Annotated in this window: 12 protein-coding genes; 7 read left to right on the forward strand and 5 right to left on the reverse strand. The window is 55.1% G+C overall.

The window, feature by feature from the left end:
* Positions 1–49 precede the first annotated feature (49 nt).
* The 5 genes from AB9K37_RS10685 to AB9K37_RS10705 form a co-directional block, all read right to left on the reverse strand.
* On the reverse strand, positions 50–607 hold the full coding sequence (locus AB9K37_RS10685) for an archaeosortase/exosortase family protein (protein ID WP_369838293.1): 558 nt from the start codon (positions 605–607) through the stop codon (positions 50–52).
* 140 nt (positions 608–747) lie between these two features.
* Positions 748–2,121, reverse strand: coding sequence for a hypothetical protein (locus AB9K37_RS10690; protein ID WP_369838270.1), 1,374 nt, complete (start codon positions 2,119–2,121; stop codon positions 748–750).
* A gap of 108 nt (positions 2,122–2,229) precedes the next feature.
* A complete protein-coding gene (locus AB9K37_RS10695) occupies positions 2,230–2,862 on the reverse strand; it encodes a polysaccharide biosynthesis/export family protein (RefSeq protein ID WP_369838272.1) in 633 nt (210 codons plus the stop codon).
* Positions 2,863–3,034: 172 nt separating this feature from the next.
* On the reverse strand, positions 3,035–5,476 hold the full coding sequence (locus tag AB9K37_RS10700; protein ID WP_369838274.1) for a tetratricopeptide repeat protein: 2,442 nt from the start codon (positions 5,474–5,476) through the stop codon (positions 3,035–3,037).
* Positions 5,477–5,504: 28 nt separating this feature from the next.
* The gene (locus tag AB9K37_RS10705) at positions 5,505–6,209 is read right to left on the reverse strand and encodes a sugar transferase (RefSeq protein ID WP_369838276.1); all 705 of its coding nucleotides are present in this window, start codon (positions 6,207–6,209) and stop codon (positions 5,505–5,507) included.
* 638 nt (positions 6,210–6,847) lie between these two features.
* Between AB9K37_RS10705 and AB9K37_RS10710 the strand changes: the two genes are divergently transcribed.
* The 7 genes from AB9K37_RS10710 (at position 6,848) to AB9K37_RS10740 (ending at position 15,753) form a co-directional block, all read left to right on the forward strand.
* Positions 6,848–7,747, forward strand: coding sequence for an ExeA family protein (locus tag AB9K37_RS10710; RefSeq protein WP_369838278.1), 900 nt, complete (start codon positions 6,848–6,850; stop codon positions 7,745–7,747).
* Positions 7,747–9,282, forward strand: coding sequence for a GumC family protein (locus AB9K37_RS10715; protein ID WP_369838280.1), 1,536 nt, complete (start codon positions 7,747–7,749; stop codon positions 9,280–9,282). The genes AB9K37_RS10710 and AB9K37_RS10715 overlap by 1 nt, the downstream gene beginning before the upstream one ends.
* Before the next feature lie 10 nt (positions 9,283–9,292).
* Positions 9,293–10,135 carry a CpsD/CapB family tyrosine-protein kinase gene (locus AB9K37_RS10720; RefSeq protein ID WP_369838283.1) on the forward strand — a complete coding sequence of 281 codons (843 nt, stop codon included), beginning with the start codon at positions 9,293–9,295 and terminating at the stop codon, positions 10,133–10,135.
* The gene (locus tag AB9K37_RS10725) at positions 10,122–10,994 is read left to right on the forward strand and encodes a glycosyltransferase family 2 protein (protein ID WP_369838285.1); all 873 of its coding nucleotides are present in this window, start codon (positions 10,122–10,124) and stop codon (positions 10,992–10,994) included. Before AB9K37_RS10720 ends, AB9K37_RS10725 begins: the two co-directional genes overlap by 14 nt.
* Positions 10,995–11,080: 86 nt before the next feature.
* Entirely contained in the window at positions 11,081–12,487 is a 1,407-nt protein-coding gene (locus AB9K37_RS10730; RefSeq protein ID WP_369838287.1) for a sialate O-acetylesterase, read from the forward strand.
* Between the two features lie 60 nt (positions 12,488–12,547).
* Positions 12,548–14,524: an acyltransferase family protein gene (locus AB9K37_RS10735; protein ID WP_369838289.1), complete on the forward strand. Its 1,977-nt coding sequence runs from the start codon at positions 12,548–12,550 to the stop codon at positions 14,522–14,524.
* 68 nt (positions 14,525–14,592) lie between these two features.
* Positions 14,593–15,753, forward strand: coding sequence for an ABC transporter transmembrane domain-containing protein (locus AB9K37_RS10740; protein ID WP_369838291.1), 1,161 nt, complete (start codon positions 14,593–14,595; stop codon positions 15,751–15,753).
* Positions 15,754–15,801: the final 48 nt, after the last annotated feature.

The following is a 15,801-nucleotide window of genomic DNA, read 5'->3' on the forward strand; positions in this document are numbered from 1 at the left end:
GAACCTCACAGAATTGGCCTGACGGCCAATGCGCCTTGGACCGGGCTTGCTATATGAGGGCCGCACGCTCCAAGGCGCTCGCCCCAAACTGGCCGACTTTTGCTCCGCCACAATGGCCGAATTTTACTCCGCCGTTGACAGTGGTTAGGTTCCAATAGACGAATTGTGGCAGGGGCAGCATGAAAATCAGGTGAAAGACCGGCAGCATGTGCAGTCGTCCTCTGGCCCACCCGAACTGCACGATGACCAGACCGCCGAGCCACAAGATAAAGCCGTAGGTGACAATATCAGGTATCCGCGCGACGTTCCCGAGCATCGCGACACTGAGAGAAAAGATGACCAGCGCGACGCCAATAGCGCGTCCATGGGCTGCCCGCGGCGCAGCGGGTAGGCTGCGCATTTCCCGTAGGAAAAGATATAGCGAAATCAGTGGGATCAGTGGGCCATGGCTGTATTCAGGACGACCCCATGCATCGAGAAGGTCGACAAACCCCAGCCAAAAAACCGGAAGAGAGCCAGGCGCCAGCAGCACGTACAGGACAAAACCTGTTGTAAAACCTGCCTTACCAGCGGACGAAGTACGCCCATCCGTCGATGAAAAAACCATCGTATCTACCCGAAAAATACTCGTCAAAAAACAGGTTCGACCTTATCAGAGCAAGGTCAAACTGCCTAACGAAACCGGAGCCAATCATCCCCAAGGGAGCGATATTGTTCCTAATTTCGGGTTAATCGCGCTGAAGCTTTTTACTGACCGAAGCTGTAGTCCCGGCTCAGACGTAGGTAGACGCGATTGGAAATTGCATCATCCAGACCTTCTTGCATGTTGCGGCGCTGGCCGACGCCGGTGGTGAGCGTCCAGTCACGCGTCAACATGTGATCGTAGTCCAGCGACACGTCCGCTTGCCAACTGGTTGGCGTTGTGCCGCTCAGGTAGTCGACTTCACCATAGTTTCCACTGAGCGAAATTTGGGACAAGCTATTGATATCATGCGTCCAATTCGAGCCAAGGGTCGACACAACTCGATCGCCCCCGGTGTCACTCGCGGTGACATTGCGCATTACATTCATGCCAAAGGTCCCGCGTTTGAACTCGCGGCTATATGCCATTTCACCGACCCAAGTGGAGGTGCCCTCATCGTTCTGGCTGACCCCAAGTTCTCCAGCAAGGGCTGCATTTGGCATCTCTAACGTGCGAGAGAATGTCAGCGCATCGCGTGCGCCCGTGGCTGCAACCTCGCGATCAAATCCCACACCTGCTGATCCGCGGAGAAGGTCCTTTTGGTAGCCGAAAGAGAAGGTCGCTCCTTCTTCGATGTCCTGAAGGCCGGCAGCAACGGTTTCGACTTCTGTGTAGCCGGTGGCGACATTCAACGTGCTGGTGGGGTCAATGCTATAGGTGACGCCCGCTTGGCCGCTGCGGGTTTCACGCTCGGTGTTCGGGAGGTTGTCCGCCTCGTGATATTTGTAGGCAAGCGTCGCGTTCATTGTCGCAACAGGTGACAGGCGCACGCGGGTTGCGACGGTGCCTCCTGACGTGGTGCTGTCGTAGTAAGATGGCGACTGCGTGCCGAGATAGGTGACGGCCCCGCGGTCTGCCTGAATGTCGAGTTCGATCGGGGTATCCTTGAGCATTTCCAACGTGATGGATTGGTTGGCCACGCGGCGCTGGCCCTCGTCCGGTACGATTGTGACTTCTCCGGTCTCAGGGTCGTAGATCGAAGACACGGAGCTTACATCCTGTTCATTCAGGCGGGTGACCGCCCGGACCGCGCTGCGCGCACCTTGACGTTCATAGAACATCCGGAAATTCGGATCGGTGATGTCCTTGATCGTCTGATCTGGCTCGTCGGCAAAGGTCAGTGCGGCAGACGTGTCTAAGTCGAGTTGCTCTATCGCAGTACGCCGGCTGACCCCGAGGCTGAGCGTGGTGGCGAAGCGATTTGTGTCACCTTCGGCCGGACGCTCCATTGCGGCATTGCTCTCGTTCCGCAATTCTGAAGAAATCCCGAGCCGCACCTCGTTTCCCCGTTTGCCGTCGTCTTGGGCGAGGGCGGAGACACCCGAAAAGGCAATCGCCGAAAACGAAATGACTTGATAGAGCCGCTGACTGGACCTCATCGCCTGAACTTTCCTTAACGCAGGTGCCGCCCAAAGATGACACTGCTATGCTGCCTCAAAACCCCTGATTTTCAGGGACTCCCGCTATTTTGCGGGTTTGAAGCTACATTATTCGAAAAGTCTGCGTTCGGGAACCACAATTACATCTCCTTCCCGGAGAGGTGTTGCACCAGAGATACCTCGCCCACCCTTGTAGTCGAAAATATACCGCGATTCCTGTCCGGTTTTCGGATCGACGCGGCGCAATTCGATACGGCGTGTTGCAGCGAAGCGCGTGAAACCACCTGCCGTCGCGATCGCTTGCAGGATCGTTACGTTTTCCTTGGTGTCTATGTCCAAGCGGCCGGGGGTATTGATCTCTCCCATAGCATAAACGCCATAGGTGCGCACGATGGGTGCGCTAACAGGGCGCGGGGGCGCGAGCGATGCAACGCTCACAAAGACGTTTGGGACGACATTAAAGTTTGGCGAGAGTTTGGAGACGATCGAGGATTGAACCGCACCCACGGATTGGCCCGCAGCGCGAATAGTGCCGGCGAAGGGAAAGTTAATATTCCCGTCCGGAAGCACCAAAACAGGTCGGCTCAGGTTTGTGTCCTCAAGGACTTCGATCTGGAGAGTATCGCCAACTTTGATTTTATAGTTGTCCGCCTGCGCAGGGTTCCAAGCCACGAAAATGCTCAGGACAAATGTTAGAAGCGCAAATAGAAAGCTGGTGCGCGCGCTTTGGGCAAAGCTCATTTCAATTCCTCGTCAAATACGATGCCGACCCAGTGCGCAGCGTAATGCTGATCGGGGTGGCTATCGCTGCAAATAATACGAAAGCGCCGCCATGATATGTCATTCCAGCTTTCATAGGAACGATTCATGGGAGCATTGAGCTAATTTTTCGCAAACAAGTCCTACTGGAGCATTAATCGATCACAGCTGCGGGTACAGGTTCTGCCAGCATTGCGAGCGCCTCGTTGATCGAAACGCGTAGAGCGGGCAGCGCGTCCTGATGCTGGACCAATAAATCGGAGGCATTGAGCAATGTGGTATGTGCCAGCGACTCTTGTCCATTTGCCAAATAGGCCATGCCAAGGTGGTATTGCACGCTCGGGTCTTCGCTCAGTGCAGTTGCGGCCGGCTCAAGATGGTCGAGCGCGGTTTCTACTTCGCCGCGCTGCAAAGCTATCCAGCCATACGTATCCCGAAACGCCGGAACGTCCGAACCCTGCAGCCGACGGGCGATAATGTAGGCACGGCTCAGGCTGTCTTCGTCAGAGCGCACTGTCGATAACAAGCTGGCAAGGTTGTTGGCAATTAAATCCTGCTCGCTATCTTGCGCGTACAGCTCTTCATAGATGGCGATCGCCTGATCAAAATCACCCAAAGCCTGCACGTGGCTCGCTCTGATCCATTGAAGGCCTGGGTCACCTTGCAAATGCTCTTGTGCTTGGTCGAGTGTCGCGAGGGCGTCGTCCATCTGGCCTGCGCGCTGCTGCAAGTTATAAATCGCCATCCAGCTATCGCGCAGCAACGGGTCAGCGGCGACCAGTTCTTGGAATAGTTTGATCGCCTTTGCGTCTTCGCCTGTGTGCCCCAAAGTCATCGCATAAAGAAATTTTGCAACCGGATCTTCTGGGGACTTTGTATGGGCCGAGCGGGCATATTCCGCAGCCTCGGCCATTTGTCCATTCAGAATCAATCCTCTAACAACCATCGCCGTCCCGGAACTATCCTCTTTGAGCTGGGTCTCGACGAAGCTCTTGAGTTCCTCGGTTTTTCGGCGCAGCGCGAGGTGTTTTCCTTCGAGTTCGTTGGCAAGAGCGACGGACTCTTCACTCCCCAGCGCACGCAGGCGCTGAATGTCCTGAGTGACGCGTCCCCAGTCTTCCATGCTCATATGTATTTCGGCGAGAGTGCCAAGAAGGCGGATGTCTGTATTCTGGCGCCGCAGAGCTTCGATCGTGAGTTCTTCGGCGGCTGCAAACTGTTCTTGCTCTCGAAGCACGCTGATCATCCGCAACGACAGGGTACCATCGTACTGAGCCGCCTCGACAGCGCGCATGAGCACATCAGACATCAAATCGCTGCTGCCTTCGCGCTCGTAAGCCCGCGCCAGAGTTGCGAGAACCATCGCATTATCCGGCTCTTGGTCCAGTGCTTTGCGAAGTACCAAGATTGCATCGCCGGTCTGATCATCGCTGATCATCCACGCCCCTTGAAGGCGAAGCGCATCTGTTTGTGCGGGATCATGCGCTAGCGTCTCATTTACCAAGATTTCGGCGTCGGCACGGTATCCTTCTTCGGCAAGAATCGACGCCAGAGCCATGCGAACGCGGTCTATACTCTCAGAGCTTTCGGCGTCTTTGAGCATTGCTTTCAGGTCTGCGATTGCGCGCTCTTTGTCACCGAGCTCGTACCTTAGAGCCGCGCGGAGCGCGTCAAAAGAGAGGGGGCTTTCAGCGAGATCCGCAGGGAGCGGCTCCGCTGCGAAGGCTCTGTCGAGCTCTTCTAACGCGGCAGTGTCGCCTCTTGTTTGCCTAATATATGCAAGAAGCAGTTCCCGGTCGCTGGCGTCATTGCCGATCTGCTGTCGCAGCCATGCTTCGGCGTCGTCTGTGCGGCCTTGGCGGGTATACCAGTTCACTAATTTTATGCCGAGGCCGCGCTCCTCTGGAAAGACTTTTGTCATTTTCCGGAGCGTGCTTTCGACGCCAGTCAGGTCGCCAATCCGTTCCAGCGCCATGAGTTTTGCACGGTACATTGGTAAACTCGCTGGATCGAACCCAAGAGCGATATCGGCTTGCTCTAAGAGAGCCGTCCACCGCTGTTCTTTAATCAATTCGGCCATTCCCACTTGGCGCGCCGGCTGTTGCGTTGGGTCTTGGGACAGCACTTCTTTTGCCTGTGTGGCCGCAGATTGTGCCTGCGCGCTGTCTTTGGCCTTTGTCGCTGTATAGTAAGTCGCAGCAGCCTGCAGTGCCTTAGCCTCTGACGAGGTAGGTAGACCTTTTACAGCCTTGTCTGCGTAGGGTTTCGCGTCTGCATAGCTGGTTTTCATCAACATCCGAGCAATGATCAGACTGGTCTCCGCGTCATCTGGAGCCTGCTCCGCCAACCGCATGTATTGCGAGAGCCCTTCTGCCAGCCGTCCCTGTTCTGTCACCAAATCGGCATAGAGGCGGCGTCCTGTCAGGTGAGCGGTGTTCAGTTTCAGGACATTGCGCAGTTCGATCAGAGCTCGATCCGTATCGCCATCGTCAAGAAGCGCGAGAGCATTTTGGAAGTGCCCCTCCGCACGCTCTTCAGAAGAGTCACATGCGGCTAAAGACAAGGTAAGGGCAATTACGAAAAAAAGTCTGGTCACTTGAAATAGTCCTGAAAGTTGGGTGGGCTCAGACGCCCGTGCCCTTGATCACAACGAGAATGGTGCGGAGTAGAATCATGAGATCTGCTCGCAAACTCAGATTTCGAAGGTAGTCATCGTCATAGCCCGCGCGTCCCGCAAAGCTTGTGTCGTGACGATCAGACACCTGCCAAGGGCCTGTGAGGCCGGGCCGGGTCAGGAAATAGCCCCGACCGGGGTAAAACGTGGATTGCTCGAGCATCATGGGGCGGGGACCAACAAGGCTCATCTCGCCGCGCAGGACGTTTAGTAATTGAGGAAGCTCATCGAGCGATGTTTTGCGCAGAAAGCGTCCCACAAGGGTGATGCGGGGATCCTTGCGCAGTTTTTGATGGGTTTCCCACTCTGTGCGCGCTTCGGGGTTCTGTTCTAGATATGCATCAAGGCGCGCATCCGCGTCATGCACCATCGTACGGAATTTATACATGCGGAATATGCGGCCGTGTCGGCCGATCCGCTGCTGGGTATAGATCGGGTTGTACCCGTCGGCAGCAATCAGCACGACCAATACAAGCGAGATAGGTAGCAGAAAAGGCGCAGCCAGAAGCAACAGCGTGATGGTCATCCAGATATCAAAGCTTCGCTTGTAGTAAAGCGCGTAGGTTTGATCCGGCCGCAGATATCCGGGAGAGACATCATTGGCGTAGGCGACGGGTTGATGCTGCGTGGTTGCGAAACTGTCAGAAAAGATCATGACGCCCGAACTCATTAACAAACAATAGGACCAGCGAAGGGCTTGTCCGATTAAATAACCGATACAAAGCCAGCCCAATTCAGGCCGGCAAACGTGCAAATATGGTTAACTGGTAACCGAAAATATATAAAAATTGTATTTACGACTTTCGTCGCTACTTCACCCTCTGACGTAACCGAGGGAATTTCAAGAAAATTAATGAAATCGTTGTGGTATCAGCGGAAAATTGCAGATGCTTGGTTGCTTAATAGTCATAAAAAACAAGATGATGGGTATTCAGGCCTTGGGGCGTGGCTGGCTCTGGACCAGCCGTAGTCTAAGGTTCAGTAGGGTTGTCTAGTGAAGTGTTTAACTATTTGTAGAGAATATTCCCTAAGATTGTCACTATCACATGGAGACTATATGAAATTGATACTTATTTGAGTTGTTGCATTAAATGTAAGTTTCCCGCATGACTGTATCAGTAATTTTCTTGTTTCTCGGGCTATTGTTCTGATGCCTCCCCTCAGTCCACCCCTGATTGTTTTCGCGCTTTTGAAGTGCTGTGAAACTTGCTTTTCGCAAGACCATTTTGTCAGTGGATATCCTCGGGACTGGACACTCGCGGCCGGATTTTGGGCAGCTCCGGGTGAGGCGCTATGTTAGCCGATTTTTCAAAAAGGTTTTTGTGTATGTCCTCTGGAGCTATGTATTCCGCTCATTTCGGGTTAAAGCAGCGACCCTTCACCTTGTTGCCGGACCCCGAGTTTTTGTTCTGGTCTTCCGGTCATCGACGGGCGTACTCGGTTCTAGAAATCGGGCTGCTGTCAAAAGCGCCAATCACGCTGGTGACTGGTGAGATTGGGTCAGGCAAGACTACCTTGCTGCGGCAACTGTTGAATCGTTTGGAAGAGGATTTGACCGTTGGTCTCATTTCGAGCGCGTCTGGCGGCCGAGGGGACTTGATCCGCTGGATCATGAATGCGTTTGACCTTCAGATACCCGAAGGAAACCCCGAATATGTTGAGCTCTATCAGCAGTTTGTGGATTTCTTGGTCGGCGAATATGCCCATGGCCGACGTGTCATTCTGATTATCGACGAAGCCCAGAACCTCTCAGGCGACGCGCTAGAAGAGCTGCGGATGTTGACCAACGTCAATTCGAACAAGGACGAGGTCTTTCAACTCGTCTTGGTGGGGCAGCCGGAATTGCATGACCAGATTCTTCGGCCGGAGCTCCGGCAACTTGCGCAACGTGTCGCCGCGAGCTTCCACCTGGGGGAGATGGACCGAGTGGCGGTTCATGAATATATGCGGCACCGGCTTCAGGTCGCTGGGGGCACAGGGCGTGAATTCGCGCCCGAGGCAGTTGACGTAATCTATCAGAACACTGGTGGAATTCCACGAATGATCAACCAGTTATGTGATTTGTCTATGATGTATGCATGGACAGATGATGAAGATGTTGTGTCGGTAGAGACCGTGGGTGCGGTGCTTGAGGACGGCGTCTTTTTCGGAGCGCAACTTTTGGGTGGGGCTCAAAAGGAGCAACAAGCGTGATGCAAGAAGTCAGATATTTACTTGCGATCTTCCTAAGGCGGTTGCCTTGGTTTCTCATTGTTGCGGGGGGCATCTCAACCCTTGCGATCCTGACTGCGGTGAGCCTGCCGCCGGCCTATGTCAGCCAGGTGCGTCTCTTGGTCGAAAGCTCGCAGATCCCCGGAGATCTGGCGGAATCAACGGTACAGACGTCTCCTCAGGAGCAGCTGCAAATCTTTGAGACGCGATTGCTGACCCGAGCCAACCTGTTGGAAATCTCGCGCCGGCTTCAGGTGCCAGATGACGTCGCGGAAATGTCACCGGATCAAATCGTAGATGCCATGCGCGCGCGCACAAATATCCGGATTTCAGCGGGACGCCAGGAAGCGACGCTGATGAACATCAGCTTCGAAGCAACGAACCCGCAGAAGGCTGCAGGCGTTCTGAACGAGTATCTGACGCTCCTGCTTCGTGAAGATGCTCAATATCGGACGACACGTGCTGGGCAGACACAAGAGTTCTTTGATCAAGAGGTTACACGACTGGGGACGGAATTGAGCGTCCAAAGTGCAAAGATCCTTAATTTCAAAAACGAAAACGCTGAGGCTTTGCCCGAAAGCCTCGAGTATCGGCGCACTGTTCTATTGAACTTGCAAGATCGTATGCTCCAGATCGACCATGAAATGACGCGCCTGACAGAGCAAAAAGAGCGCTTGGTGCAGGTTTTCAACTCCACCGGCCGGGTTGAAACCGGTGGCGCGCAGACCCCTGAAGAAGAGCGTTTGCGCTCGCTCGAGACAGAGCTTGGGAGCCTCATGTCGATTTACTCTGAGAATCATCCACGCGTTCTGGCGTTGCAAGCACAAGTCGCGCAGGCCCAGAAGGCGGTGAGCGCCGTTGGCGCAAACAATCAAGGTGAAGAAGAACAAGACCCCGCGCGCGCAATGTTCACTTTGCAAATGGAAGAGGTCGAGACGCGGCTTGAGTTTCTAAATGATCAGAAGTCGCAGCTCTCGGCTCAGATCGCGACACTGACCGAAAGCATTTCGCTGACACCGGCGAACGCCATTGCACTGGATGCATTGGAGCGCGACCATCAGAACATCCAAGAGCAATATAACCAAGCGGTCGATCGCTTGGCGCGGGCATCGACAGGCGAGCGGATCGAAGCTCTGTCGCGGGGTCGCCGGATTACGGTCGTTGAACAACCGACCGCTCCGTCCGCGCCAACGAAGCCGAATCGCCCGTTGATCGCTGGTGGGGGAACATTGTTCGGGATCATTGCAGGTCTCGGACTCATCGCTGCATTGGAAATGCTGAACAGGACAGTGCGCCGCCCGGCTGATCTAGTGCGCAAACTCGGTGTCACACCAATCGCGACGATCCCCTACATGCGGACGCGCCGACAAAAACTGATCCGCCGGATGTCGTTCTCGGCGGCGGTGCTGATCGTGATCACAGTGATTCCGACCACGATTTACTACCTTCATGTCTATTATCTGCCTCTCGATCTGATCGCTGAGCGGGTGATGGACAAACTGCATCTTAGAGGGTGAGGGAAACGTCATGGAACGACTTCAGGCCGCATTGCAGAAAGCACGCGCTCAGCGCGAGGCGACCCCTTTTGATACGAGCAGAAACCGTAGTGCCCGTCGTGCGCCGCTGCCATCCTCTCGGCGCAGGGCATCTTTGATCGACGACGTTTGGCAGGGGCTGCCAGAAATGGAGCACTGCATGGATGTTTGGCAGCTTCATCGCCTTTTTGCCTATAAAGGCGGGGCAGACGCGGCTCCGTTTGATCTTTTGCGCACGAAATTGCTGCGTATGGTGCGTGAACAAGGTTGGAAACGTATCGCAATTCTGTCGGCCAACGCAGATGCAGGGAAATCAACAACGGTGGCGAACCTGGCATTGTCCTTTGCACGCCAAAAGGACATTCGCGGTGTGTGCATCGACTTCGATCTGAGGCGTCCATCTATGGCGCGTTTATTGGGGCAGCACCTACAGACCAACATGGGGCAGGTGATCCGCGGAGAGGTGCCGCTGGATGCGCACATGCGCCGACTTGGGATGAATATGGCTTTTGCGATGAATGACTTGCCGGTGAGCCAGCCCGCAGAGCTTTTGCAAAGCAAGCGTACTGAAGAGCTTATTTCCGATATTGAGAGCAGATATTCCTCGGACGTTGTTCTTTTTGATATGCCCCCGATGATGGTGGCCGACGATGCCCATGGGTTCCTGCGCTGGGTTGATGCGGCCTTGATCGTGGTTGAGGCAGAGAAAACGCCGCTCAAGCAGATCGACATTCTGGAGCGGCAAGTTGCTGACCTCACCAATGTTGCAGGAATTGTGCTGAACAAGTGCAATTACACGGACGAGTACACCGGCTCCTACCATGACTACTACTAGTGCGCCCTATGCTGCAGTCATCATACCGCACTACAATGATCATTCGCGCCTGCGTCGGTGTTTGGAAGCGCTGTGGCGCGGGGGTGTGCCCGGCGATGTCGAAGTGATTGTGGTCGATAACGGGTCAACTCCCGATCTCTCGGGCTTTGGTGATTTCAGTGGTTTGCGAATCGTCGTTGAGCCCAAGAAAGGTGCTGCGAACGCGCGGAATCGTGGGGTGGCAGAAACGCCAGCGCCGCATTTGTGGTTCTTGGATGCCGATTGTGTTCCGGCTGAGGACTGGCTTTCTTGTGCGCGGGCGAATTGTGTACGTGCCGATATTGTAGGTGGCGACGTTCAGCTATTTGACGAGACCGAAGCTCCGCGCAGCGGTGCGCAGGGGTTTGAGGCCGTTTTTGCTTTCGATTGTAGAGCCTACGTGCAGCAACAGGGCTTTGCCGTCACTGCGAATATGCTCACTCGCCGGGATGTTTTCTATCGCGCGGGGCCTTTTGTGGACGGCGTGCCAGAAGACAAAGAATGGTGTCGCCGCGCTGTGAGACGAGGCGCTCATATCGTGTTTGAACCAACGCTGCGCGTTGCGCATCCCTCTCGAGGGGATTGGCCCGCTCTTCGACGCAAGTGGATGAGACTCACCAAAGAGGCATGGGCGGAGCAACGCTTGAAAAAGCACGCTTCTGCGCGGTGGGCTGTGCGCGCCATCGCAGTTCTCGGATCCGGCCTTGCACATATACCATGCGTTTTGCACTCGGCTCAGCTTGCACGGTCGGAAAAGGCGTCGACCGTCCTCACTTTGTTGCGATTGCGCAGCTTGCGGGCGTTCTGGATGGTCCGTCAAAGTCTGGGGATCGGGCCCTAGCGACCGCAGTCTTTCACTCCTGTTAACCTTGGCTGTCAAATGTCTGTCCGATGATTTTGCCCTTCGGGGCCTGACAGAGGTGCGGCATGCAAATTTCAGTGGGAGCAAGTGTTTTAACCCCTCGGCCTATTCGGCCCCCAAGCGGGCCTGCGGTGATATTGGCGCTTGGGCAATCCAATATGGTCGACAGGTCCGGCGCGGATGCCACGGCGGTTTGGCCGGATTCGGTACGGATCTTTGATCCGGTATCCGAGGAGGTTGTCCTTCCGACCAAAAACCTGAACTGGCTTCCAAGCGTACCGGGCGCGACCACAGATTTTGATAGCGGGCCAGGTCACGCTATCAGGGTTTTCGCAGGTCTTTGGTGTGCTCAGAATCCGGACCGTCTGCTGTATGTTTTGCCAGCTGCCCGCGGTGGCACTGGTTTCAAGGACGAATGGTATGCGGATGGCAGCGGCATTCTCTACAACGAGACTGTAAGACTGCTTGATGCCCTTCTTGGCCAAATACCGGATGCTGAAATTGTCGCGGGTGTGATGCAGAACGGCGAGCGGGACGCGGGTCAGCAGAATGCCTGTTATCAGTGGAACGCGATAGAAATGATTGCACGGCTTCGCACTCGGTATGATCAGGATATCCCCTTCGTTTGGGGCGAACCTGGCCAATTTAGTGCGACGCAATCTGCGGACTTCTCTCGGATCCGAGGGCAAATCCGAGGCCTGCCAGAGCAGGTACCTGGCGTTGCATGTTCACGTGATCAAAACCCGGCTCTTTACGATAGCCTGTCTGATACTGGCGATGGCCTCCACTTCGATCGCGCGGGGCAGGAGGCTTTGGGGCAGATGGATCTCGAGGCGCTCTCTTCGCTTTCTGGACCGGTTTCTCTGCCCGATGTCGCCTTGGTTTGGCAGAGTGCAGGCATCCCGAATTGGAACAATTTTGATATTGCGGCCTATGATTTACAGGCCGGTGATCGCTTGGTTTTCCTGGCGGCGGCTCATCGCTCGAGCGGAAATGCATATTTCGAAAACATGGAGGTCGATGGCGCCAGCGCGTCTATTTTGCACACCTCGGTTCATGAGGTCACGACGCGTCTCGCGCTGTCCGCAGCAACTGTAACTCTGACCGATACGCCGGCTTCGCCGCTTTTGCCTGCCGAAATTTCTTGGGAAAAGCAGCCATTGGGCGGTGCCATTTCTGTCTGGCGTGTCCGAGGCAAAAATGTGGGCGTGCCTCAAGTTTCTGTTGGTACAGGCGCCTTGACGCTCGCTGGCGCAGAAAACGGTGAGATGGTCTTATTGGCCTACGGCGTCGATACGGCTGGTGAGGTTGTGTTCGACGGCGGCGGAGAAACGGTGGTTTCTGGTGCAGGAAACGTCTATGCAACCTCTTTCTCGAGTCAGAGAATAAATGCGACAGGTGAAGTGGTTCTGACGCCGCAAGGTACACCTTCACATGGATGCGGCGTGATTGGTTTGCCGCTTTTATCTTAGGTAAATCTTAAGCAAGATTCATCAGTCTCCGACCATACCCTTTGGCCGGAGACTGTGCATATGTCTTTCTCTCATCGCCACGATATTGATGGTCTGCGCGCGATTGCGGTCCTACCTGTTGTGTTCGGGCACGCCGGGATCACTGGATTTTCTGGTGGCTTTGTTGGTGTGGACGTGTTTTTCGTGATCTCGGGCTACCTGATCACCGCGGTCATACTCACCCAGTTAGATAACGGGACGTTTTCTCTTTCGGACTTCTATCTGCGGCGCGTTCGTAGGCTTTTGCCAGCGCTGTTTTTTGTGATCGCAGCGACGTCGTGCCTCTGTTGGGTTCTAATGCCGCCCGCAGACTTCGAAGCATTTGGTCGATCATCGCTATCCGTGCTCACGCTTTGGTCGAACATTTGGCTATGGCAAAACACGGGTGACTATTTTGGTGCAGCTGCCGAAATCACGCCTCTGTTGCATACTTGGTCACTGGCGGTGGAAGAGCAATTTTACCTCGTTTTCCCAGCGTTTTTGATTGCCGTTGCCCGCTTTCCAGCCAAATGGCGGTTTAGACTGATCGCCAGCGCCACCATCATTGCAGCAGCATTCTCGATCTTTGCGACCTTCGAACATCCCACAGCTTCGTTCTACCTCATGCCGACGAGAGTGTGGGAGTTTGGCGGAGGCGCGTTGATTGCAGCCGCGCCGAATTATTCTCCGACCCGCAGATGGGCCGCTGCAGTGGTTTCGAGCGGTCTCGTGATGATTGTTCTATCGGTGATAACGTACGACAGCACCGTGCCGACCCCTGGTGTCAACGCACTGTTGCCAGTCGCTGGCGCGATGCTGGTGATCTACGGCGGACAACAAGCCAACGTGGTGTCGGGGCTACTGGCCAGCCGATCGTTCGTTTATATCGGCCTGCTTTCCTATAGTTTGTATTTGTGGCACTGGCCCGTTCAGGTCGCATTCCGGCTGGTTTCAGGGGTCTATCATCTTCCACTGTCTTTGGGTGCGGCATCGATCATCCTGTCATTCTTGCTGGCCGCATTGACATATGCTCTCGTCGAGCAGCCCATGCGTTCGAAAACGTCTGCGATGAAAACATATGGCGTCTTGAGCGGCGGACTTGTCGCTCTTGGTGGCCTCTCTGCAGTCGTTATTCTGGGTGCTGGGCTACCCCAGCGCATGAACTCGGCGGCTTTCTCGGTCTATTCGGCGGCGACAGAACGCCCGCACATTCACCAAGCTTGTATGGATCGCGCTCTTGCAGAGGGCCCCTGCAGACTTGGGCGCCAAACTGGCGCGCCAAGTCTTCTGGTTTGGGGCGACTCCCACGCAGGTGCGGCTCTGCCAGCATTTCAGGCTTGGACAACTGCGCATGGGACAGCGGCTGTCGCAGCAGCGCGATCAGGTTGCCCGCCGGTCATTGGCGTCAATAGAGCAGACCGTGCTTTGACGCATGGCTGTGCGGCGGCCAATTCCGCCGTCATAGCATTCCTACGAGAGCATTCGGAGATACAAAAGGTTGTCTTGGCTGCCCGCTGGCCGCTGGTCTTTAGCGGAGAAAGATCTGTTGGAGAGGCCGGAGGGCGGCAGAGATTTGTTTCGACAGTGGGAGCGCCCGTCGAAATGTCTCAGGCTTTCGCGGCAACGGTATCGCACCTGAGAATGATGGGAAAAGAGGTGCTAATCTTGGGCCCTGTTCCTGAAATGGGCCTGGATCTTCCCAGAGCATATTTTGCCCGCACGCGCCTTGGACTCGACCTGAGAACGCTCGAGTTGCCTGATGATCCATCGTCGCGGCTCGGCAAAGCAGAGGTTATTCTCAGGCAAATTGCATCCAAACATGGAGCATATTTCCAGCCACTTTTCGACGCCAAACCTGAACAGATCAATTTGCTTCTGACGCATATGCCGCTGCTGTATGCGGATGACGACCACCTAAGTGAAGAAGGCGCGCTTCGCGTTGTTCTGCCACCTTTCGCGGTTGCTATGCGCCAGGTCAAATCGGGCGCACCCATCCGAATTATATCTTTGGCAGAATAGGACAGATCATTCTTGCACTCGAAACAATTGCTTGGACCACGCGGATTTTCAAGCCTAAACTGCAAGTATTGTTTCGATTTCCGGCGTCACACGCATTCCGCCGATCGCAGGTTAAAAGTAAGATGTTTGAGTATTATCGCCTGATCTGGGGGCTGCTCGATGCGCATGAACGTAGGCGATTCCTGTCGCTTATTGGTTTGTCCATCGGAATGGCGGTCGCCGAAATGTCAGGCGTCGCAGCGATTTTTCCGTTTCTCGCGCTGGCTGGCGATCCCGATGCTATGGGGCGTGGCGCAATATTTCCACGTCTCTCTGACTGGACGGGAATTACGGAGCCCGAGAGGTTCACCGCACTTATCGGCGCCGGTGTGCTTTTGCTGCTTTTGAGTGGGATGGGCCTGCGCGCTGTCGGAACTTATGCACAAACACGGTTCGCCATGATGCGCGGACGCGCGATTTCGCGGCGGCTTTTGCAACGGCATCTGCGCCGTCCGTATATTTGGCATCTGCAGCAAAAGGGTTCAGACCTTAGCCAGTCCCTCTTGTCCGAAGTGGATTTGGTGGTTCAGCAGGCGATCTTGCCAGCCATTATGTTGCTCACCAATATTTCGGTGAGTCTGTTAATCGTAACGCTCCTCTTTCTGGCCAATCCGATTGTCGCAGCTGCGGCGACTGGTTTGCTGGTCGCAGTCTATGGAGCGGTGCTTCTGATTTTGCGTCACCCATTGCAACGGGCAGGGGCAAAGCGGGTCGCCTTTAACAAAGAACGCTTTCATCAAGTCGGCGAAATCGGTGGCGCGATCAAAGAACTGAAGGCGACGGGTCAGGAGCAGAGGGCAGTCGACGCATTCCGCAGGCCAGCAAAGGGTATGGCCCAAGCCCACACAAGTGCCATTGTCCTTGGTCAGATCCCGAAATTTGCTCTGGAGGCCGTGATTTATGGAGGTTTTGTTTCTCTTCTGTTGATCGGATTTGCGTCTGGTTCCTCTGCGTTGGCGGACATCATGCCGCTTCTGGGGTTGTTTGGGATGGCGAGCCTGAAGCTCTTTCCTGCATTGCAACAGGTCTTTGCCGACATCAGCCTGCTTAGGTTTTCCCGTGATGCGCTGGTGCGCCTGCATAAACAACTGCGTGACCCTGTCAACGGCGGAGTAAAATTCGGCCATTGTGGCGGAGCAAAAGTCGGCCAGTTTGGGGCGAGCGCCTTGGAGCGTGCGGCCCTCATATAGCAAGCCCGGTCCAAGGCGCATTGGCCGTCAGGCCAATTCTGTGAGGTT

This window comes from Donghicola sp. XS_ASV15 (genome assembly GCF_041224595.1).
In the GTDB taxonomy this organism is placed as follows: domain Bacteria; phylum Pseudomonadota; class Alphaproteobacteria; order Rhodobacterales; family Rhodobacteraceae; genus Donghicola.

What these genes read in the sequence shown, in the direction of transcription:
- AB9K37_RS10715 (WP_369838280.1), top strand. Translation starts at nt 7,747, where the DNA reads ATGCAAGAAGTCAGATATTTACTTGCGATCTTCCTAAGGCGGTTGCCT.
- AB9K37_RS10710 (WP_369838278.1), top strand. Translation starts at nt 6,848, where the DNA reads ATGTTAGCCGATTTTTCAAAAAGGTTTTTGTGTATGTCCTCTGGAGCT.
- AB9K37_RS10695 (WP_369838272.1), bottom strand. Translation starts at nt 2,862, where the DNA reads ATGAGCTTTGCCCAAAGCGCGCGCACCAGCTTTCTATTTGCGCTTCTA.
- AB9K37_RS10735 (WP_369838289.1), top strand. Translation starts at nt 12,548, where the DNA reads ATGTCTTTCTCTCATCGCCACGATATTGATGGTCTGCGCGCGATTGCG.
- AB9K37_RS10685 (WP_369838293.1), bottom strand. Translation starts at nt 607, where the DNA reads ATGGTTTTTTCATCGACGGATGGGCGTACTTCGTCCGCTGGTAAGGCA.
- AB9K37_RS10725 (WP_369838285.1), top strand. Translation starts at nt 10,122, where the DNA reads ATGACTACTACTAGTGCGCCCTATGCTGCAGTCATCATACCGCACTAC.
- AB9K37_RS10720 (WP_369838283.1), top strand. Translation starts at nt 9,293, where the DNA reads ATGGAACGACTTCAGGCCGCATTGCAGAAAGCACGCGCTCAGCGCGAG.
- AB9K37_RS10690 (WP_369838270.1), bottom strand. Translation starts at nt 2,121, where the DNA reads ATGAGGTCCAGTCAGCGGCTCTATCAAGTCATTTCGTTTTCGGCGATT.
- AB9K37_RS10705 (WP_369838276.1), bottom strand. Translation starts at nt 6,209, where the DNA reads ATGATCTTTTCTGACAGTTTCGCAACCACGCAGCATCAACCCGTCGCC.
- AB9K37_RS10730 (WP_369838287.1), top strand. Translation starts at nt 11,081, where the DNA reads ATGCAAATTTCAGTGGGAGCAAGTGTTTTAACCCCTCGGCCTATTCGG.